Source organism: Massilia mucilaginosa, assembly GCF_011682145.1.
In the GTDB taxonomy this organism is placed as follows: Bacteria; Pseudomonadota; Gammaproteobacteria; order Burkholderiales; family Burkholderiaceae_D; genus Telluria_A; species Telluria_A mucilaginosa.
The window spans coordinates 13,155-31,959 of the sequence record NZ_WHJH01000042.1 but is presented as its reverse complement, the minus strand read 5'-3'; the positions used below and the strand labels follow the sequence as shown (position 1 = coordinate 31,959).

Here is an 18,805-nt window from a genome sequence, read left to right as displayed (position 1 = left end):
GGCAGCCATGATGACACTGAGAGATTTTCGCATCGGCTGGCGCACCTTGCTGCAGGACCCGGCGTATTCGCTGGTCGTCATCGCCGGGCTGGGGGTGGGCTTTGCCGCCGCCCTGCTGCTGCTCGGCTTCGTGCGCTATTCGTGGCAGTACAACGCCGGGGTGCCGGGCGCCGATCACGTCTACATCGTCAAGCAGCGCTTCAACGTCGACCCCAAGGCGCCGTGGTTCGACCAGGCGCCGATGCTGCTGCGCCTGGCCGCCGCGCGCGCGCCCGGCGTGCTGGCCTCGTCCGCCTACATTCCGACCCGGCCGCGCATCATGGGCCTGACGGCGCGCATCGACGGCCAGCTGCACGGGATGGACGGGCTGACCGTGATGCCGGGCTTCGCCGAGATATTGGGCTTGCAGGCGCTGCGCGGGAACCTCACGCTGGCACTGGAGCAGCCGGAAGGCTTTGCCATCACCGAAGAAGCGGCGCGGCGCCACTTCGGCACGGCCGATGCCATCGGACGCACCATGCTGGTCGAAGGCAAGCTGCTCAGGGCAAGCGCGGTGCTGCGCACCCCGGGCGCCAATACCACCATTCCGTTCGAGGTGCTGGTCGGGGTGCGCTCGGTGCTGGCCGAGGCGCATGTGAAAGAGGAGATGATGACCGGTAAAGCCGGCTGGTGGGGCAAGGTGCTGGTGCGGGTCGATCCGGGCGCCTCGGTGCAGGCCCTGACCGCCGCGCTGCAGCAGGCGGTCGACCAGTCGCCCGGGGTGCAGGACGTGCCGCCCGAAACCAGGCAGCGCCTGGGGACCCGAAAGGTGATGGACGTGGCGCTGTCGTCGCTGCGCGACGCCTACTTCGACCGCGACGTCGGCCAGAACGAGATCAGCGCCGTCGGCGACCGCGGCAGCCGGGTGGTGATCGCGGCGCTGGGCGCGATGGCGGCGCTGATCCTGGCCATGGCCGCCATCAATTACGTCAACCTGGCGGCGGTGCGCGTGCTGCGGCGCCAGCGCGAGGTGGCCATGCGCAAGGTGCTGGGCGCGGGCATGCGCCAGATCGTGTGGCAGATGCTGGCCGAGTCGATGCTGGTGGCGCTGCTGGCGACCGGATTGGGACTGCTGCTGGCGTGGCTGGCGCTGCCGCTGTTCGCGCAGCTGGTCGACCGCAAGCTCGATGGCATGCTCTCGATCGCCAATATCGGCGCGGCGCTGCTGCTGGGCGTGGCGCTGGGCGCGCTGACGGCGGCCTATCCGGCGTCGATTGCGCTGCGCGTGCGCCCGGGCGTGGTGCTGGCCGGGCGCGGCGACAGCGAGTCGGTGCGCGGCATGCAGCTGCGGCGCGTGCTGACGGTGGCGCAGGTGGCCGCTGCGATGGGCCTGGCCAGCATTACCCTGGCCATCGCCTGGCAAACCACGTTCGCCATGCGCGTCTCGCCGGGCTTCGATCCGGCCCCGCTGCTGATCGTCGACCTGCCGGACACGGTGCGCGAGAGCGCCCGGGCGCGCAGCTTCATCGCGGCCCTGTCGGCCCAGCCGGGGGTGGCCGGCAGCGCGATTTCGGAAGACGCGGTCGGGCGCCACCAGGTGTCGTGGCTGCGCGACCTCAAGCGCCCGGGCGGGATCAGCGCGTCGATGGAAATGAAGTCGGTCAGCGCGGCGTTTTTCGAGCAGTACGGCATTGCGCCGCGCGCGGGCCGGCTGTTTTCGGCGCGCACCGACAAGGAAGACGACCCGGTGCCGCTGGTGCTCAACGCGATCGCCGCGCGCGCGCTGGGATTTGCCACGCCCGAAGCGGCGCTGGGACAAACGCTGCTGTTTACCGGCTTCGATAACAAGACCATCGAAAAGCGCGTGGTGGGCATTGCGCCGGAGCTGCGCTTCCAGTCGCTGCGCGAAACGCCGCATGCGATGGCCTACGAATTGTGGACCGCCGGGATGACGCTCTCCGTGCGCGCCACGGGCGAGCTGGCGCCGGTGGAGGCGGCGGTGCGGCGCTTGTGGCCGGCGTATTTTCCGGACGCGATGCTCAAGACCCACCGGGCCGGCGCGATCCTGGCGCTCAATTACGCGGAAGATGCGCGGGTGGCCAAGCTGCTCGCCATCGGCACCTGCATCGCGCTGGCGATTGCCGCTTTCGGCACCTATGTGCTGTCGGCGCACACGGTGCAGCGGCGCGCGAAGGAAATCGTGCTGCGCAAACTGCACGGGGCGGGACGGGCCGCCATTGGCCTCTTGGTGCTGCGCGAAATCGGCACCCTGACGCTGGTGGCGGCGGCGATCGGCTTGCCGCTGGCGGCGCTGGCGATCGAGCGCTACCTGGCCACCTATGTCGAACACGCGCCGATCGGCTACTGGACCTTGCTGTTCGCGCTGGCGTCGACCGTGGCGGTGGCGCTGGCGGCCGTGGCGCGCCATGCGTGGCTGGCGATGCGCATGATGGCGTCGGACGCGCTGCGGGTGTAGGGCGGGAGGTTCACGCTCAATAGTAGAAGAACAGGTACCTGAAACCGGTGAGCAGCGCCATGCCGACGCAGATGCCGAGCACCAGGATCACGGTCGGATGCACGGACGGTACCAGCACCGCTTCCTCCGGCCGTTCCGGGCAATAGTGCGCAAGCATGTTCAGGCCGGGCGCGTAGGTTTGCAGCATCGACTCGGGGCTTGGCTGCCAGCGCTCGGCGAACGGGCCGCCAAAGCCGATGCGCGTGCCGACGTACTTGCTGCCGTCGACGCTGTACTCGTAGGCGATGGCGTAGTCGTAGCCCTTGCCGTTGGCCCGCTGCCGCGCCGTCGAGCTGAGGATGACGGCATCGGCGGTGGGCCATGCGCGGGCGCGCCGGCTCTCGCGCAGCCGCACGATGAACAGGCCGGTGGCGCCGATGGCGGCACCCAGTGAGACGATCGCGCCGGTCTGTGGATCGAACATGGTGCTTCTTTCATGAAGGGGGAGGGTTGGCCGCCATCTTACCGCGTGGCGTGACCCCGCTTCGAAAAGGAAGGCCGTACGCTAGAATCGCATCACACATTCATGAAGGGGCCGCGCGTGCAGACACTGATCCAGGTAATCGAAACAGTATGGAGCGGCGCCTCGCGCGGGGCGCCGGGGGCGGTGGCGCGCAACGCCGTTCCGGAGCGCGTGCCGGCGCCCGACTGCGCGCTGGACGATGCGCTGCTGCTGCACCTGGTGCCGTTCCACGAGAGCGAGCAATTCGCCATGGGGCGCGCGGCGCCGGTGGTGCGGTTCGCCCAGCAGCATCAGGAACGCTTTCCGCTGGCGGTGGCAGTCGATGGCGCGGGCGCGCACATCGATTTCTTCGGGTACGTGGCGCAGCGCAGGCCGAAAAAAGCCGTGTCGAGCGTGCTGCTGGAACCGAACAACTGGGTGCGCATCGTCGCCAATTTTCGCGTGGCGCAGGAGGAGGCCTGGGTCTATCACAAGCTGGTCTTCAATATTTTTCATGGGCTGGCGTACCGGGCCAATGAACTCATGGCCAGCAAGGCGCCGCTGGCGCGCATCGATCTTCAAGTGCACCTGTGGTGAAACGGTACAGGGCTCAGGGCGCGCCGGCCTCGCGCAGCATGTGGATGGTGTCGTGGAAAACGCCGTCGACACACAGCGCACGCGGCTCCTGGCCGAATACGCGAAATCCCATGGAGGCATACAGCGCCAGCGCGGCGGCGTTGCCGGCGGTGATGGTCAGCGTGACCTGGCGCACGCCGGGCAGGGCGTCGGCGAAGGCCAGCGCGTGCGCCAGCAGCTGGCGGCCGACGCCCTGGTTGCGCCAGGCCGGGGCCACCACCATGCCGCCCACGAAGGCCTTGTGACGCAGCTTGGTCGCCCCCTCGCGCCCCACGCCGACGACCCCGACCAGGGCATCGCCGTCGAAGGCGCCGAAGCGGTTGCGGCCGGAGTCCGGCGCCATGTGCGCTTCAATCGCGGACAGCGGCGTATCGCACTCGTCCTCGTAGCTGGAACTGAACGCGGTGGGGCATTCGCGCAGGGCGGCCAGGCGCAGCGACTGGTACGCGGGTGCATCGGAAGGAGTCAGGCGGCGCAGGTGCATGGTGACATCGATGGGTGAAGATGGAAGACGATCATAACCGAACAGCCGGGAAAATATTCTCGACAAGAGGTGCCGCCGCATCGCATACCATAGCGTCCGTAGCGAACCGCCGGCAAGGGCTGGTTCTTGTTCAATTTTTTGTCACGCCTATGATCCCGTCCAAGCGCATCTCCACCGTCATCATGCTGCTCATCTTCGCCGCCACCTGGTTCAATCCGCCGTGGCCGATGGAACAGGCGCTGCACAGTTCCCTCACGGTGATCGGCTTTGCGCTGCTGTGGAAGTTTACCGCGCGCTGGGGCATCACCGAGCGCGACTTCCTGCTCATTGCCGTGTTCCTGTCGGTGCATTCGATCGCGGCGCGCTGGCTGTACTCGAATGTGCCCTACGATGCGTGGGGACGGGCGCTGTTCGACGTTTCCATCGACCAGGCCTTCGGGTGGACCCGCAATCACGCCGACCGGCTGGTGCACTTCCTGTACGGCCTGTGCCTGACGCCGCCGGCGATCTCGTACCTGACGGCGCGGCGCGGCCTGTCGAAGCGGCTGGGATTGTATATTGCGGTGTCGTCCGTCATGCTCACCAGTCTCTGGTACGAATGGTTCGAGTTCGCCATCGCGATGAGCTTGTCCAGTGACGATGCCGAGGCCTACAACGGCCAGCAGGGCGATATGTGGGATGCGCACAAGGACATGATGCTGGCGACCGTGGGCAGCCTGCTGTGGGCGTGGCCGGCACTGCGCGCGCCGGCGCGGGCCTGAGCAGCGTCAGGGCGCGTCGCGCAGGCGCTCGCGCGCGGCCAGCAGCGCTTCCTGGTACGTTCCTTGAAAGGGCACTCCCGATTTTTCAAGGATGCAGCACAGATTCCACAGCGCGCGCTGCTCGGCCTGGTCGTCGATGGCCAGCCGGTCGGTGTCGGAAAAGCGCTGCACGAACGCAAACAGGACCAGCGCTTCATCGCTGCTGAGGGTCAGGGTGACGCTGCGCTCGGGTTCGGTCATGACGGTCTCGGAACGGATTACGACAGGCGCAGCGCCAGCGCGGCCAGGCTGAGCAGCAGCACGGGCAGCGTCAGCACGATGCCAACTCGGAAATAGTACACCCACGAGATCCGGATATCCTTGCTGGCCAGGACATGCAGCCACAGCAAGGTGGCCAGGCTGCCGATCGGGGTGATTTTCGGGCCCAGGTCGCTGCCGATGATGTTGGCGTAGATCATCGCTTCGCGCACCGCGCCGCTGCTGGCGGTCGCATCGATGGAGAGGGCGCCGATCAGCACGGTCGGCATGTTGTTCATGATCGACGAGAGGAACGCGGTGATCAAGCCGGTACCCACCGCAGCGCCCCAGACGCCGTACTGCGCACACTGATTCAACAGCGCCGTCAGGTAGTTGGTCAGGCCGGCATTGCGTAGCCCGTAGACGACCAGGTACATCCCGAGCGAAAACACGACCACCTGCCACGGCGCGTTGCCGATCACCTCGCGCGTGGAAATCTTGTGGCCGCGCGCGGCCACCACCAGCAGCAGCAGGGCGCCGGCGGCGGCCACCGCACTGATCGGCACGCCGAGCTGCTCGAGCCAGAAGAAGCCCACCAGCAGCACGCCCAGCACCCACCAGCCGGTGATGAAGGTGGCGCGGTCGTGGATGGCTTCTTGCGGGCGCTTCAATTGCGACAGGTCGTAGTCGGCCGGAATATCCTTGCGGAAGAACCAGATCAGTACGCCCAGGGTGGCCGCCACCGATACCAGGTTCACCGGCACCATGACCGCGGCGTAGCGCGCGAAGCCGATGCCGAAGTAATCGGCCGAGACGATGTTGACCAGGTTCGATACCACCAGCGGCAAGCTGGCCGTGTCGGCGATGAAGCCGGCCGCCATCACATACGCCAGGGTAGCCTTGGCCGAGAAGCGCAGCGCGCGCAGCATGGCGATGACGATCGGCGTGAGGATCAGCGCGGCGCCGTCGTTGGCGAACAGGGCGGCCACGGCGGCCCCAAGCAGCACGAGCAGGATGAACAGGCGGCGGCCATTGCCCTTGCCCCAGCGCGCCACGTGCAGGGCGGCCCATTCGAAGAAGCCGGCTTTGTCCAGCAGCAGGCTGATGAGGATGACGGCAACAAAAGTGCCGGTGGCGTTCCAGACGATGTGCCAGACGACGGGAATATCCGCCACCTGGATGACGCCGGCCAGCAGGGCGGCAAGCGCCCCGGCGGCGGCGCTCCAGCCGATACCGAGGCCGCGCGGCTGCCAGATGACGAGAACGAGGGTGGCGAGGAAGATCAGGGAAGCGGCGAGCACGGCAATATCCTTGGCGGCGGTGCGGACAACAGGAGACCGGCCATCCCCGTAGGATGGCAGGTCGGATTCGGTTCAGCGTGCGGCGCTCAGGCGTGCAAGGAGCCGATGCGGTCGAGCTCGGCCTTGAAGCGGACCGGGTCGTGTCGCAGCTGGTCCAGCGGCAAGCGCAAGAAGGCCTCGATGCGGGCGCGGATGAGGGCGTATGCCGCTTCGAAGGCGGCGTCGATCTGGGTACCGGTGCCGCTGACGTGGCTGGGGTCGTCCACGCCCCAGTGGCAGCGCAATACCGGGCCGAGGTAGGCCGGGCAGGTTTCGCCGGCGGCGCTGCCGCACACGGTGACGACGATGTCTGGCGTGACGGGCAAGTCATCCCACGATTTGCTGCTGTAGCCTTCGGTGGAGATGCCCTTACGCCCCAGCAAGGCGACGGCCAGCGGATGCAGCTGCCCGGCCGGCTTGCTGCCGGCGCTGATGGCGCGCAGGCCCTCGGGCGCGAGGTGATTGAAGGTCGCTTCGCTCAGGATCGAGCGGCAGGAGTTGCCGGTGCAGAGTAACAGAATGTTCATGCCAGGTCCGATGTCGGTTGATTGGGGCCGAATGCGCGGTTGCGCGCTTGCGTTGCTTCATTTCGATTTTACTGGAAACGTCAAAACAATGGAAGCGCTGGCGTGAATGTGGGTAATGCGCTACAAGCAGAAGGGTGCGCGTCGGATGGGGCGGGCAGCGTATGATGTTAGCTGTCGACAACGAGATCTTTACCGGAGATGCTATGGCACGTCAGGAAGTTACCTACGAGGAGGTTGCGGCGGCAGCCATCAGCTTGCAGGAAGACGGTACGCGGGCCAGCATCGACGCGGTGCGCGCGGCGCTCGGCACCGGCTCGCCCAACGTGATCCACCAGCATCTGATCGAATGGCGCGCCAGCGAGGCCACGCCGCCGGTGCCGCCGGCGGCCGAGATTCCGCCATCGGTCGCCAGCGTGCTGGGCAACTGGGCGCAGCAGTTCGCGCACGAAGCCGGCGCCGGCGTGCGCGACGCGCTGGCCCAGTCCGAGAGCGACATGGCGGACTTGCTGGCGTCCAGCCAGCAGCTCGAAGCCGAGCGCGACGATCTGCGTTCGCAACTGACCGGCATGACCATCGCGCGCGACCAGGCGCTGGCGACGGTGGCCGAGCGCGACGAGGATATCCAGCGCCTGACGGTGGAGCTGCGCAACGCGCGCCTGGTCGCTACCGAGGCCCTGGTCGGCAAGGCGAAGGATCAGCTGGCCATCGAAGGCAAGAACGAGCAGCTGGTGGACTTGCGCGCCCAGATCGAGCGCAATGTGGCGTCGCAGGCGACGGTGTCGGACGCGCGCCTGACTGCCGAGATGGAACTGATCGGCGCGGTGACCGCGCGCGACAATTTCGAGGCCGAAATCAAGGAATTGCGGGCGCGCTTCGACGCCTCGAACGCCGAACGCAGCGCCTTGCGGGCCGAGCTGGAAGTGCTGCGCGCCAGGCAGTAAATCCTTACTGGCCGTGCCTCATCAAGGTGAGAATCTCGGCCAGGCGCTCGCGGCTGATGCCCTTGCGCTGCTCGATGGAGAGCGCACGCTCGGTATGATCAAGCTCGATGACGGGACGCAGGCCGTGATCGCGCAGGTGCACGTGGGTCTTGAAATTGCTTAGATCCGGATACGGCGCCAGGCTGGTATTGAGCCAGCCGAAGAAGGGGCCGATATGCGCGCGCTTGTCGAGATCGTAAGCGTCCACCCATGCCTGGTAGCTGGCCGCGCTCAGCGACACCCACACGCCCCACACGAACGGTTCCTGTTCGCCCTCGACCGCAATCTCGATGCAGCCGCGCACGAAAAACGTGCTGCCGTCAATCACGCAATCGTCGCTGCCCAACCGGCAACGCGCCTCGCGTTCGTTCTCGGGAACGTGGTCGTAACTGAGCGGGGCCATGGCGGCATAACTGGGAATGCCTTCGTGAACCTCGTCGCATGCGGTGCATTGATAGGAAAACATGCCGGGACGCGCCTTTCGGTGGAGGAAGTGGACAGTCATCTTGTCACGGCGCGCCCGCGCTGGCAATCCTGCAACACATTACGTCCGGTTGATCGACACTCCGCCGTCGACGATCAGACACGATCCGGTCGTGAAACTGGCGGCGTCGGACGCCAGATACAGCGCCGAGCGCGCGATTTCCTGCGGCTGCGCCAGGCGCTTGAGGACATACAGGCCTTCGACAAAGGCGCGCGCTTCGGGGGTATTGGCGAACGCGCGCCCCATCGGCGTATCGGTGCCGCCCGGCAGCAGCGCGTTGGCGCGGATGCCCTGCGCGCCATATTCGACGGCGATCACCTGCATCAGGCCGATCAGGCCGGCCTTGCTTGCCGCATAGGCGCCCATGCCCGGAAAGCCCACGGTGTGACCGACGAAGGTCGAGGTAAAAATGAGGGAGCCGCCGCCGCGCTTGAGCATGGCCGGAATCTGGTATTTGGCGTTCAGGAAGGCGCTGGTCAGGTTGGTGGCCAGGATGGCGTTCCAGTCGGCCACGGACAAGTCGGCTACCGGCGTGCTCTGGCCCGTCATGCCGGCATTATTGAAGGCGATATCGAGTCCGCCGAAGCTGCCGACGGCCACTTCCACCAGGGCGCGGGCGGTGTCTTCATGCGCGATGTCGCCGGCGACGGCAATCGCTTCGCCGCCGCCGCTGGCGATCTCGGCGACCAAGGCGTTCAATTCGGCCTGGCGGCGCGCGCTGACCACCACTTTGGCGCCCTCGCGCGCGAACAACTTGGCCGTCTCGTAACCGATACCGGAACTTGCCCCGGTCACAATCGCCACTTTTCCTGATAATGCGTTCATTTGCCGATTCCTTTGCTGTTGTCGTTCGGAGTTCCAGCATAGGCAAGGCGGGGGCGGCGATCTATCCGTTTCTTGCTCTTGTGTCCACCGCGGGGCTGGCGTCGGGATGGCCGGCACAGGCTTTTTTGAAAATGCCGCGCAGTTCCAGGATGTGGCGCTGCTCGACATAGACGCCGATCGCGAGGTGCGCAAAGCTCTCGGGGAACATCCAGATAAACAGGGCGATGACGATGGCGCCGACGAGAGAAATCCGCGTCAAAAATAGAGGGCAACAGTTTGATCTGCCTCAGAACGCCTGACAAAAGCGTTCGACATACCGCCAAAAGATGAGCGAGCAGGCAAGCGAAAGGAACGCCTGATGGATGTCTGCTCGTCGCTCATATCGAATGCGCAGTCTTCGGAAGCGCTGAAGCCACCCACGAACAAGATCCCGGGCCGGGTTGCGCGATCGTTGATGCGCGGTCTTGCGCCTTTCAGCGATGGGCTATGGGCGGGGAGATGATCTGCTACAAGCGACCAGGGGGTCTTCAGGCAGAAGTGCCTGGGCCATGGCATCAGTCCGTCTGCGAACACGGCCACTATCTTGGTGCCAGGATGTTGGTCTTGTACGTCCGCTATCGCCCCAAAGCAGCCACACTGCGATCCTCGCTCTAACTGCTAGATGAACGTCTGGCCAAAGTCTTGAGCACGGCGCTATTCGCATCGACAACTTCTCCGCTACTCAATCTGACTTTGATAGCAGCAACTGGGCAGTGGGCTGCGGCCCAAAGTACGGCATCTATGTCCGCCGCCGACATTGAAGTGAAATCGGTAGGGCGAATACTCGCGGCCCATCCTTCGTCGCGCATCTCAAAAAATACGGGTGCAAGGTCAATACAAAGATAGTGAGCCAAGCACCAATCGCTATCTACCCAGAAATCCGTTATCGCAGAGGTCATCATCAGTCCTTCATGGCTGGCCATCGGCTAGCGTTAGTTGTCGCTTTGAACGGCAGCTTTTGGCCGGTAGCGGACTGCCGGAACGGCTCAGTGTACGCGGTTGTTGCTGCTGAGGTAACTACAGGGTTTTGTCAGGCGCTCTTAAGCACGTGGAAACAGAAGACCTCCCGACGAACCAGGCGCCTTATTGCGGCACGGCTTGCCTGCGTTCGTCGGCCGAGACGCGCTGCAAAATATATGGTTCGATCTCTGCCGGCCACGCTCCCCACGGACCGAAGCCGCCCTTGCCCAGATCGCCAAACTGCGGCAAGTTTTGCACCGAGCGAAGCAGTCCGTGAATGCGCACGCGCTTGCCTTCCCAGCGCTTGAGCGCCGCAAGATTCGGCTGCAGGCTGCCTGCGCCAAAGGCGATCCAGATGTCCGGCGGGTAGTCGCTTCCCCCGTTGAAAAACCTGGGCTGCCGCTCGGATTTGGGATAGTGCATGAGCGCATAACCGCCCTGGTCATCGGCCCACAGGATGCCGTCGATTTCCACCGGCTGCCCGTCCAGTGCCGCCAGCCGGTCGAGAACCTGGTTGATTGTCAGTGGATTTGTCATGGTCGCTTTCGGAGTGTTGACGTTGCCTGGATGATGCTCGCGCGGATCGCAAAACCTGATCTTACCGCCAGTGCAGCGATCATGAGGCCTTGATTGCGATTGCCCACACGCACTGAAAACCTTTACTATCGGTCGCTGCGCAGTTAACCCAAGCGCCTGCGGGCGCGCTTTTTCTTCGACTATCGGATTTGCATGACAATCACACTCCACAGAATGGCGATCATCCCGGCATTGGCAGGCCTGCTGCTGTTCTCCGCGCAGCCGGTCCACGCCTGCGTGGAAAACCCGTCGGTGCGTCCGGCGGACCTGGAAGCCGACGCGGTCAACCGGCTGTTTTTGGAAAGGAACTACAAACAGCTCGATCAACTGTACCAGCAATATTCCACCAAACGCTCGACCACGCCGGACGGCATGTCCGCCTTGTCGATATTTTTCCGGGGCATAGCGAAGTCCTTCGTGGGCTGCACCAGTTCGCAGCGCACCGAACAGGAGTGGAAAGCCCAACAGGCCTCGCTGGCAGCCTGGCAGGCAGCGTCGCCGAAGTCGAACGGCCCGAAACTGGCACTGGCCCTCAATTCCGTGAACTATGGCTGGTATGCGCGCGGACGCGGTGTTTCGTCGACCGTCAGCGGCGATGCGCGATCCGTTTTCGAGAGCCGGATGGAAGACGCCAGGCACCAATTCGACAAACTCGGCGCGCTCGCCAAACATAATCCCGCCTGGTATTCCGGCATGCTGCAAATCGGCCTGGCGCAGGGATGGCGCCGCGAAAAATTCGAACCGATGTATGCCAGCGCAGTCAAACTCGATCCCTACTATATGAATTTCCATGTGGTCAACAAGGAATATCATGACCAGAAATGGTACGGATCGGACCAGGAAATGCACCAGGCGGTGAACACGGCGGTCGAGCTGACCAAGGACCGCTTCGGACAGGCGCTGTATGCCCGCCTGTACACCACCGAGTGGAAACCGCGCGCCATGTTCACCACCGGCGGTGTGAGCTGGGAAAGAATGAAGAAAGGCTTCGAAGACGACCTCGCGATCCATCCCGATCTGCCGACCAGGCGCGATTACGCGAACTATGCCTGCGTTGCCGACGATGCGAACACGCTCAAGCAGCAGCTCGATCTGCTGGGCGACCAGGCCGACATCAAGTCATGGGGTAACAACCAGCACATCGCGTATTGCACCGGCCTGGCCACCATGAGCGGAACCGACCGGAAACCAAAGTGTTTCAAATTTACCGGCACGGAAGACTACATCTGCGATTGAGATCGCACCTCAAGGCCAGCTCAGCGAAAACAGTCCTTCCCGGGCCGAGCCGATCAGCACTTCGTTTGATCCTGGCACGTAGAGCAGGCGCCGGCTTGAAGGCGGAATGCCGGATCGCTCGTCGAGCGTGGCCACGTGGCGCAGCTGGGCATCGAGCAGCACCAGCTGCCCTCCCGAAAACAGAATCACCCAGCGGCCCGCATCGTCGATCACCAGGTCGACCGGATGCCCGAGCGCGCGGGCCGGCGCAGGCTCGATCGCAAACAGCACCGGCAGCATGCGTTCGCCGTCCCAGCGCTGCACGCTGGCGCCGACCGCGCCGACGATATTGCGCGCGCTATTGCGGAACAAGGCTTCGACCCGGTCGGCCGACACGCGCCGCGCAGCGCCCTTGGGATCGGCTTCGATAATCCCGATGCGGGTACCGGCCCAGATGCGGCCGTCGGGCCAGGCCAGCAGCCTTCCACTCGGCTGCGCCTGGCGGTCGGGCAGCGCCACGAAGCGGGCGCCGCCCTCGTTGGGCAGGTAGTGCAGGCCGGCCGCGCCGCCGAAGGGCGTGCTGCCGGCCGCGATCCAGATCCCGCCCGGCGTGACCGCCACATCGAGCGGCAGCGCGCCTGGTTCCAGCGGCACCGCTTGCGCCTGCCCTTGCCGCAGGCGCAGCAGGCCCTGCGACAGTTGCACCGCAAGCACCTGGTCCGGCCCGGCGTAGGCGGCCGGCCCGTACACGGCGGACGGCAGGTCGATCCCGGCGCGCCACTGGCGCACCACGCGCCAGCCGCCCGGGGTGCGCGCCAGTTCGAGCGGTCCGTCAATGGGCGAACTGAGCAGCACCAGCGCGCCGCCCGCTTTCACTTCCATCGGCAGGGCGTCGATGGGAATCTCGCGCCCGGGCGCAGGCGTCATGGCCAGCGGCGCGCCGTCGGCGCCGAGTTGCCAGACAGCGGCATCGGTGGCCACCAGCAGGCCCAGGCGGGCATCGCGGATCAGGGCGGTGGCGTTGCCCAGGCGCGCGTCGTCGGACAGCGCCCTGGGCTCGCCGCAGCCCAGCGCATGCAGGCCGGCGCCGGCGCGGGCGACGATCAGCTCGGAGCCGGCGTGCACCAGCCCGGTCACCGGTTCCCTGAAGCTGGCCTGCGAGCAATGGGGAGCCAGGCGGCCGTCGTCGCCCAAGGTCATCACGACATGGCGGCGCGAGGCCGGGTCGGCCGATGGCTGGGTCACCATCACCAGCGCGCTGGAGCGGCCGTCCGGCGCGCGGGCGAGGGCGGCTATGCCGACCGTGGCGGCGGGGACGCCCTCGGCCAGGCGCCAGGTACGCTGCACGGCGCCGCACTGGCGCGCGTACCAGGGCTGCTGCGCGGCGCCGTCGACCTGCATGCCGGCCACGTGGAAACAGCCGTCGGCGCGCTCCACCGTGCCGGCGGTGGCCACCAGCGCCCCGCCCAGGCCCGGGTTCCACGCCTGCACGCGCGCGCCATCCCAGTGCCACAGCGAGGTGCCGGCCTGGCCTTCGGCGCCGTCGGGCTCGCGCGCCGTGAGCTGGAACAGCAGCGAGCTGCCCCGGCTGGACGCCAGCACCAGGTCGGCGGCCATGCCGTGCCCCTCCATGCCGGGCGGCGCGATGGCTTCGCTGGCGCCGTTGCGCGGGTCGAGCAGGACCAGCCCGGCCTGGGTGCCGGCGGCCAGGCGGCCGTCGGGCAGGCTGGCCAGTTCCTGCACCACGGCCGAGGGCAAGCCCTGGCCCAGATCGAAACGCATGCTGCGCGCGCCGCGCTCAAAACCGATCAGGCCGCCGCCACGGCTGGCCACCCACAGGCGGCCGTCGACCACGGTCATGGCGGCGCCCGCCAGGGGAGGATCGAGCACCCGGCGCGCCGCCGGCAAAGGAACAGCGGCGGCGGCCTGGCCGCAGGCAAGGGTGGCGAGCAGGGCGGCGATCAGGCGCCCGGCACGCTGCGATGGAATGCGCATCAGTAGTCCGATCCTCCCGTGGTGGTGATGACGGCGTACGGCGGCGGCACGGTCCACAGGCCGGCCCCGGGCGAGGTCGAGACGCGTTCGTTGGCATTGAGCGCGTCGCGCGTGCGGGTGCGGTAGTACAGGCGCGTGAGGTGGCCGCCAGCCTGCAGGGTGGTCCACTGGGCCGGCGTCGGGGTCCAGGTGCCGGAGCATTCGGGCGACGCCGGCGTGGCGGTGTTCAGGTCGACGTTGAGCCAGCCGCTGTTGACGGTCGAGGCCGGCGAGAAGGCCTGGTCGGTGGACGCCTCGACAATGAACTTGGCGTTGCAGATCGCGGTGCCGCTGACCGGGCGCGCGCTGGTGCCGGTGAAGCGGAAACGCGGTCCGGTCCAGACCTGGAAGGTGGGCGCGGCGCCGCCCAGCTTGAGGAAGTCGGTTTCGCGGTGCGTAATGCCGTCGACCACCATGTCGTCGCCCAGGTCGTTGTCGTTCATGTCGATCACGGCGTCGCCGCCATTCTCGCCGCTGGGGCAGATGGCCGCGTCCGAGGTGCCCGGGTCGCCGTCGATGCAGGCCGACGGCACGGCGAACACGCCGCCCTTGGCGAACCCGGCCAGCACCTTGTTGGTGGTGTGGTTGCCGTTGTGGGCAAAGGCCGGCGGCCCTCCGGCTAAGCCGGAGGTGGCCCATTGCTCGACCATTTCGAGTTCGAGGTCGCGCAGCAGGTTATAGATGCCGCGGTCGCCCCCGCCCACCGGGCCCGACAGGCCGGCGTTCTTGAGCGCGCGCGTGAAGCGCACGAAATACTGCGGATGTCCGGACGGCCGGCACTTGCTGCGCATGCCCTCGCGCACTTGCCACAGGATCGCCGAGCCGATCTGCATGTCGGCGTAGGGGCCGCTGGCGAGGTCGCGGTGTTCCGGGAAATGGTCGCCCGGGGTGGCGGGATTGAACGGCGTCGTTACCTCGTGCAGGCGCGGCAGGCCACCGCCCTCGTGGTGGCCGCGGCTGCCCTGGCAGTTGTTGCTGGCGTTGACGCCGCCCAGGTTCTTGGCGGTCCAGCCGGCGGTGCAGTTGGTGTTATCGAAATGGTCGGCCCAGGCGTCGGCCAGGTCGTGCATCAAACCCATGCCCACCGGCATGGCGCACGGTGCCATGCCGCACCAGTTGGCGGGGCGGCCATCGGTGAAGCGCTGCACGGCGTTGTGCGCCAGTTCGTGGCCGACGATGGTGTTGTCGTGGGCGAAGTTCATGTAGTTGGGGGCGCTCGCGGTGCCATCCGAAAAGTTCGGACAGGCGGCGTCGAAGTAGCCCTGGCAGGCGCCGAAGTCCATGCTGGACCAGGCGTTGCAGCCGGCCGAGACCGATTCGAGGCGCGGATTCCAGGGGTTGGTCGGGAACGGCGTGAAGATCCCGTGCGAGATCGATTGCTTCCAGTTCAGGTGGAACACGCCGAAATAGTTCACCTGCTGGAAGCCCGGGTTGCCGCCGCTGGAACAGATACCGGCGGCGCCGTTGTTGATCGGCGCCTGGTTGAAGTTGGCCAGGGTGGCGCTGCTGCCGCCCAGGGTGCTCGAGACCGACACGTCCTGGGCGTCGAAGCCGTCGTTCTGGTGGTCCACGCGCGAGGCCACGCCGGCCAGCTTGAGCGTGTACTGTCCGGCGACGGCGGGATCGACCGCGAAGCTGCGCACCTGGCTGGCCCCGGTGCCGGGATCGCGCCGCCACACCGTGCCGGTGGCGGTGACGTCGGAGACCAGCGGCCGCATTTTGAGGATGACGCCGCTGGCGGCGTCGGACCAGACCCGGAACGGCACCGGGCGGCCGAAGCTGACGCCCTCGATCACCATGCGCCAGGCGTAGCGCAGCGAGACGCCGCCGGCGGCGTCGTTACCATAAGGCAGCAACACCAGCGCGGGACCGTCGCTCACGCGGCGGCCGTCCACGCTGTCGATGCCGCGCACCGCTTTCAGGGCCGCATAGGCGCGCAGCTCGGCCCCTTCGGCGCTTTGCGGACGGGCGTTGGCGAGCGTGTAGCGGTTGATGAGCGAACCGCGCACGCTGGTGATGCCCTGGCCTTCCCAGCGCGAGGCCAGCAGCATGGTGTGCTCGATCGGCACGCCGCCTTCGACCTGCATGAAGGGGTAGACGATTTCCTGGCGTTCGATGTCGGCCTTGAACTGGGCGTAGGTCAGGCCGCGCGCGATCAAGAGGTTGCGTTCGACATCGTCGGTCGGCGCGCGCTTGCCGAGGAAGGCGTCGACCATGTCGAGGGTGCGCGGGCGGGTGGCTTTTTCGTTGCCCTGGTATTCGGTGGCGAGCAGCTCGGCCATGCCGGCCAGCTGCGGGCGCACCTGCGCCAGGCCGGCTTCGGGAGCGCGCCCGAGACGGCGCAGGCCGCCTTCGAACTTGAGCGCGGCCAGCAGCGGTGCGATCACGCTATCGGCTACCTGGGTGGACGATTGGGTGTCGGCCAAAGTGGGCGGCACGCGCATGAAAATGTGGCCCATGTCCTGGCTGGGCAAGGATACCTGCGCGCCTTGCGGCAAGAGGCGCAGGTCGACCGCCGGCGCGCGGCCGGGCTTGATGTCGGGCGGATCGATCGATGGGAACACGATTTCCGACGGGCCGGGGCCGCGCGGCGGGGCCGTTTGCGCGACGGCGAGGGTGGTGCAGCCGAGTAACAGCAGGGAAATGGCGGTGAGTACCGGGCGCGGCTGAAAGCGGGGTGGGAGCGGGCGTAAAGAGTCCATGTTGCATCCTTCCAGGGAACATCGAACAAGTGACTCACTGAGTATAGGAGGCGTATTTACATGGAAATCTCACACATTGTCACTGTGGCGGAAATGGTAAAAAATGCTAACGCGGCGGGCTTAGGCGGTGCTGGCCGGCTGCTGGATGAAGTCGATGAACGCGCGCAAGGGCGCGGGAAGATGGCGCCGTCCCGCGTAGTACAAGAACGGGCCCGGAAAACTCACCCACCACTCCGGCAGCACCGGCTGCAACTGGCCCGCCGCAAGGTAGGGCGCGAGCCAGTCTTCGAACAGGTACACCAGGCCATGCCCGGCCACGGCGGCCTGGACCGCCAGATCGGCCACGGTGGGCGTGACGATCAGGGGCCCGGCGGGATCGAGCGTGAGGCGCTGGCCGTCGCGCTCGAACTCCCATGGATACACCAGGCCGCTGAGGAACTTGCCGCGCAGGCAGGCATGGCGCAGCAGGTCGCGCGGGTGTTGCGGCACGCCGCGCCGCGCCAGGTAGGCGGGCGACGCGGCCAGGGCGAAGCGTTCGCTGCGCGGTCCGATCGGCAGCGCGATCATGTCCTGTTCCAGGCGCTCGCCGTAGCGGATGCCGGCGTCGCAGCCGCTGGCGACCAGGTCGACGAAATTATTGTCGACCACGATGTCGAGCATGATGTCCGGATACAAGTCCATGAACCGGTTCAGCATCGGTTGCAGGAAATGGCGCGCCGCGCTGACCGGCACATTCAGGCGCAAGGTGCCGCGCGGGCTGTCGCGCAGTTCGTTGAGCACGTCGAGCGCGCTGGCCACCTGCGCCAGGGCCGGTTGCAGGCGGCTCAGCAGCAGTGCGCCGGCCTCGGTCGGCGCCACGCTGCGGGTGGTGCGCTCCAGCAAGCGGATACCGAGTTGGGTTTCCAGCCGCCGCACCGCCTGGCTCAGGCTTGATGCCGATTGTCCGCTGACGCGTCCGGCCTGGCGAAAGCCGCGCTGCTGCGCGACCAGCGCAAAAGTCGATAAATCGGCCATGGAAGGGGGTTCTGTGCTCATCGGTGCCATCCTCATTGTGCGCAATTGTGTACAGCCCGTGCGCGATTACCCCGATTATCACATGCAACTATCCCCGCTAGACTTTGTCCATGTGAAGGCTTGCACGCGCTGCGCCGGCCGCACATGACCTGTCCAACCCCAGCAAAGGATTTCTCGTGAACACCTATTCGCCTTCCCAGCACCAATTCACCCCGGCCCACTGCGACCGTCATTTCAACCGTATCGCTTACGGCGCCATGCAACTGGCCGGCCCGCATGTGTGGGGGCCGCCGAAAGACCGCGGCGCCGCCGTGGCCGTGCTGCGCGAGGCGATTGAACTGGGGATCAACCATATCGACACATCGGACTTTTACGGCCCGCATGTGACCAACCAGCTGATTCGCGAAGCGCTGCATCCGTATCGCGACGATCTGACCATCGTGACCAAGATCGGCTTTCTGCGTGGGGCCGACCAGTCGTGGATGCCGGCGGCGGCGCCGGCGCAACTGCGTGCGGCCGTGCACAGCAACCTGAGCAACCTGGGACTGGACGCGCTCGACGTGGTCAATTTTCGCGCGCCGGGGCTGGAAGGCGCGGATGGGTCGTCGATCGGCGAGGCGGTCGAGGTGCTGGCGGCACTGAAAAAAGAGGGACTGGTGCGGCATGTCGGGCTCAGTAATGTCGACGCGCGCCAGGTGGCCGAGGCGCAGGGTATTACCGCGATCGTCTGCGTGCAGAATCATTACAACCTGGTTCATCGGGGCGACGATGCGCTGATCGACACGCTGGCGGCGCAGGGCATCGCCTACGTGCCGTTTTTTCCGCTGGGCGGATTTTCACCCTTGCAGTCGAGCACCCTGAACCAGGTGGCGGCGGCGATGGATGCCAATCCGATGCAGGTGGCGCTGGCCTGGCTGCTGCAGCGCGCGCCGAACATCCTGGTGATACCGGGCACGTCATCGGTGGCGCATCTGCGCGAGAACGTGGCGGCCGGCGCGCTGCGGCTGGACGAAGCGGCCTTGCAGGCGCTGGGCGCCATGTGAGGACGCCAGCGC

General features: G+C 66.5%; 19 protein-coding genes and 1 pseudogene. 7 read left to right on the top strand and 13 right to left on the bottom strand.

Translation table 11 applies throughout. From position 1 onward, the window contains the following. The first annotated feature begins 7 nt into the window (after positions 1-7). Entirely contained in the window at positions 8-2,455 is a 2,448-nt protein-coding gene (locus tag F2P45_RS25090) for an FtsX-like permease family protein (protein WP_229505281.1), read from the top strand. 16 nt (positions 2,456-2,471) lie between these two features. Here the strand turns inward: F2P45_RS25090 and F2P45_RS25085 are convergent, their stop codons facing one another. After that, positions 2,472-2,918 (bottom strand): DUF3592 domain-containing protein, encoded by a 447-nt coding sequence (locus F2P45_RS25085; RefSeq protein WP_166880932.1) that lies wholly within the window; start codon positions 2,916-2,918, stop codon positions 2,472-2,474. A 117-nt stretch (positions 2,919-3,035) separates the two neighbouring features. Between F2P45_RS25085 and F2P45_RS25080 the strand changes: the two genes are divergently transcribed. Beyond that, positions 3,036-3,533 carry a hypothetical protein gene (locus F2P45_RS25080; RefSeq protein WP_166880931.1) on the top strand — a complete coding sequence of 166 codons (498 nt, stop codon included), beginning with the start codon at positions 3,036-3,038 and terminating at the stop codon, positions 3,531-3,533. 13 nt (positions 3,534-3,546) lie between these two features. Here F2P45_RS25080 and F2P45_RS25075 read toward each other — a convergent pair whose 3' ends face one another. Further along, positions 3,547-4,056, bottom strand: a complete 510-nt coding sequence (locus F2P45_RS25075; RefSeq protein WP_166880929.1) for a GNAT family N-acetyltransferase — start codon at positions 4,054-4,056, stop codon at positions 3,547-3,549. 149 nt (positions 4,057-4,205) lie between these two features. Here F2P45_RS25075 and F2P45_RS25070 point away from each other — a divergent pair, with 149 nt between their 5' ends. Then, on the top strand, positions 4,206-4,817 hold the full coding sequence (locus tag F2P45_RS25070) for a DUF2238 domain-containing protein (RefSeq protein WP_166880927.1): 612 nt from the start codon (positions 4,206-4,208) through the stop codon (positions 4,815-4,817). Positions 4,818-4,823: 6 nt separating this feature from the next. Here the strand turns inward: F2P45_RS25070 and F2P45_RS25065 are convergent, their stop codons facing one another. From F2P45_RS25065 to F2P45_RS25055, 3 genes are all read right to left on the bottom strand, one after another. Continuing rightward, the gene (locus F2P45_RS25065) at positions 4,824-5,057 is read right to left on the bottom strand and encodes a hypothetical protein (RefSeq protein ID WP_166880925.1); all 234 of its coding nucleotides are present in this window, start codon (positions 5,055-5,057) and stop codon (positions 4,824-4,826) included. A gap of 17 nt (positions 5,058-5,074) precedes the next feature. Beyond that, positions 5,075-6,355, bottom strand: a complete 1,281-nt coding sequence (locus F2P45_RS25060; protein WP_166880924.1) for an arsenic transporter — start codon at positions 6,353-6,355, stop codon at positions 5,075-5,077. An 86-nt stretch (positions 6,356-6,441) separates the two neighbouring features. Then, positions 6,442-6,921: an arsenate reductase ArsC gene (locus F2P45_RS25055; RefSeq protein WP_166880922.1), complete on the bottom strand. Its 480-nt coding sequence runs from the start codon at positions 6,919-6,921 to the stop codon at positions 6,442-6,444. A gap of 203 nt (positions 6,922-7,124) precedes the next feature. Between F2P45_RS25055 and F2P45_RS25050 the strand changes: the two genes are divergently transcribed. After that, positions 7,125-7,862, top strand: coding sequence for a DNA-binding protein (locus F2P45_RS25050; protein ID WP_166880920.1), 738 nt, complete (start codon positions 7,125-7,127; stop codon positions 7,860-7,862). Between the two features lie 4 nt (positions 7,863-7,866). Here F2P45_RS25050 and F2P45_RS25045 read toward each other — a convergent pair whose 3' ends face one another. Both F2P45_RS25045 and F2P45_RS25040 read right to left on the bottom strand, forming a co-directional pair. Continuing rightward, complete coding sequence (locus F2P45_RS25045; RefSeq protein WP_166880918.1) at positions 7,867-8,367, bottom strand: DUF2199 domain-containing protein; 501 nt, start codon at positions 8,365-8,367, stop codon at positions 7,867-7,869. Positions 8,368-8,445: 78 nt separating this feature from the next. Next, the gene (locus tag F2P45_RS25040) at positions 8,446-9,210 is read right to left on the bottom strand and encodes an SDR family oxidoreductase (RefSeq protein WP_166880917.1); all 765 of its coding nucleotides are present in this window, start codon (positions 9,208-9,210) and stop codon (positions 8,446-8,448) included. Between the two features lie 106 nt (positions 9,211-9,316). Here F2P45_RS25040 and F2P45_RS25035 point away from each other — a divergent pair, with 106 nt between their 5' ends. Further along, positions 9,317-9,475, top strand: a complete 159-nt coding sequence (locus F2P45_RS25035) for a hypothetical protein (protein WP_166880915.1) — start codon at positions 9,317-9,319, stop codon at positions 9,473-9,475. A 21-nt stretch (positions 9,476-9,496) separates the two neighbouring features. Here F2P45_RS25035 and F2P45_RS25030 read toward each other — a convergent pair. From F2P45_RS25030 to F2P45_RS25020, 3 genes and pseudogenes are all read right to left on the bottom strand, one after another. Then, positions 9,497-9,625 (bottom strand): annotated as a pseudogene (locus F2P45_RS25030) (IS5/IS1182 family transposase); the annotation flags it as partial. A gap of 235 nt (positions 9,626-9,860) precedes the next feature. Continuing rightward, positions 9,861-10,148, bottom strand: a complete 288-nt coding sequence (locus F2P45_RS37300) for a ferredoxin (RefSeq protein ID WP_370663311.1) — start codon at positions 10,146-10,148, stop codon at positions 9,861-9,863. A gap of 184 nt (positions 10,149-10,332) precedes the next feature. Then, the gene (locus F2P45_RS25020; RefSeq protein ID WP_166880912.1) at positions 10,333-10,746 is read right to left on the bottom strand and encodes a hypothetical protein; all 414 of its coding nucleotides are present in this window, start codon (positions 10,744-10,746) and stop codon (positions 10,333-10,335) included. Positions 10,747-10,938: 192 nt separating this feature from the next. Between F2P45_RS25020 and F2P45_RS25015 the strand changes: the two genes are divergently transcribed. Then, complete coding sequence (locus F2P45_RS25015; RefSeq protein WP_166880910.1) at positions 10,939-12,021, top strand: DUF4034 domain-containing protein; 1,083 nt, start codon at positions 10,939-10,941, stop codon at positions 12,019-12,021. 9 nt (positions 12,022-12,030) lie between these two features. On the opposite strand, the gene F2P45_RS25010 is transcribed toward F2P45_RS25015, so the two are convergent. From F2P45_RS25010 to F2P45_RS25000, 3 genes are all read right to left on the bottom strand, one after another. Further along, complete coding sequence (locus F2P45_RS25010) at positions 12,031-13,995, bottom strand: hypothetical protein (protein ID WP_166880909.1); 1,965 nt, start codon at positions 13,993-13,995, stop codon at positions 12,031-12,033. Continuing rightward, positions 13,995-16,736, bottom strand: a complete 2,742-nt coding sequence (locus F2P45_RS25005; protein ID WP_166880907.1) for a hypothetical protein — start codon at positions 16,734-16,736, stop codon at positions 13,995-13,997. Before F2P45_RS25005 ends, F2P45_RS25010 begins: the two co-directional genes overlap by 1 nt. 120 nt (positions 16,737-16,856) lie before the next feature. Next, positions 16,857-17,771, bottom strand: a complete 915-nt coding sequence (locus F2P45_RS25000; protein WP_166880905.1) for a LysR family transcriptional regulator — start codon at positions 17,769-17,771, stop codon at positions 16,857-16,859. A 155-nt stretch (positions 17,772-17,926) separates the two neighbouring features. Between F2P45_RS25000 and F2P45_RS24995 the strand changes: the two genes are divergently transcribed. After that, positions 17,927-18,793, top strand: coding sequence for an oxidoreductase (locus F2P45_RS24995; protein WP_370663310.1), 867 nt, complete (start codon positions 17,927-17,929; stop codon positions 18,791-18,793). Positions 18,794-18,805 lie beyond the last annotated feature (12 nt).

Coding starts and splice junctions, on each gene's coding strand:
- F2P45_RS37300 (WP_370663311.1), bottom strand. CDS start 10,148: ATGACCTCTGCGATAACGGATTTCTGGGTAGATAGCGATTGGTGCTTG.
- F2P45_RS25070 (WP_166880927.1), top strand. CDS start 4,206: ATGATCCCGTCCAAGCGCATCTCCACCGTCATCATGCTGCTCATCTTC.
- F2P45_RS25005 (WP_166880907.1), bottom strand. CDS start 16,736: ATGGACTCTTTACGCCCGCTCCCACCCCGCTTTCAGCCGCGCCCGGTA.
- F2P45_RS25015 (WP_166880910.1), top strand. CDS start 10,939: ATGACAATCACACTCCACAGAATGGCGATCATCCCGGCATTGGCAGGC.
- F2P45_RS25045 (WP_166880918.1), bottom strand. CDS start 8,367: ATGTTTTCCTATCAATGCACCGCATGCGACGAGGTTCACGAAGGCATT.
- F2P45_RS25000 (WP_166880905.1), bottom strand. CDS start 17,771: ATGAGCACAGAACCCCCTTCCATGGCCGATTTATCGACTTTTGCGCTG.
- F2P45_RS25035 (WP_166880915.1), top strand. CDS start 9,317: ATGGCCGGCACAGGCTTTTTTGAAAATGCCGCGCAGTTCCAGGATGTG.
- F2P45_RS25075 (WP_166880929.1), bottom strand. CDS start 4,056: ATGCACCTGCGCCGCCTGACTCCTTCCGATGCACCCGCGTACCAGTCG.
- F2P45_RS25020 (WP_166880912.1), bottom strand. CDS start 10,746: ATGACAAATCCACTGACAATCAACCAGGTTCTCGACCGGCTGGCGGCA.
- F2P45_RS25040 (WP_166880917.1), bottom strand. CDS start 9,210: ATGAACGCATTATCAGGAAAAGTGGCGATTGTGACCGGGGCAAGTTCC.
- F2P45_RS25010 (WP_166880909.1), bottom strand. CDS start 13,995: ATGCGCATTCCATCGCAGCGTGCCGGGCGCCTGATCGCCGCCCTGCTC.
- F2P45_RS25085 (WP_166880932.1), bottom strand. CDS start 2,918: ATGTTCGATCCACAGACCGGCGCGATCGTCTCACTGGGTGCCGCCATC.
- F2P45_RS25055 (WP_166880922.1), bottom strand. CDS start 6,921: ATGAACATTCTGTTACTCTGCACCGGCAACTCCTGCCGCTCGATCCTG.
- F2P45_RS25050 (WP_166880920.1), top strand. CDS start 7,125: ATGGCACGTCAGGAAGTTACCTACGAGGAGGTTGCGGCGGCAGCCATC.
- F2P45_RS25065 (WP_166880925.1), bottom strand. CDS start 5,057: ATGACCGAACCCGAGCGCAGCGTCACCCTGACCCTCAGCAGCGATGAA.
- F2P45_RS25090 (WP_229505281.1), top strand. CDS start 8: ATGATGACACTGAGAGATTTTCGCATCGGCTGGCGCACCTTGCTGCAG.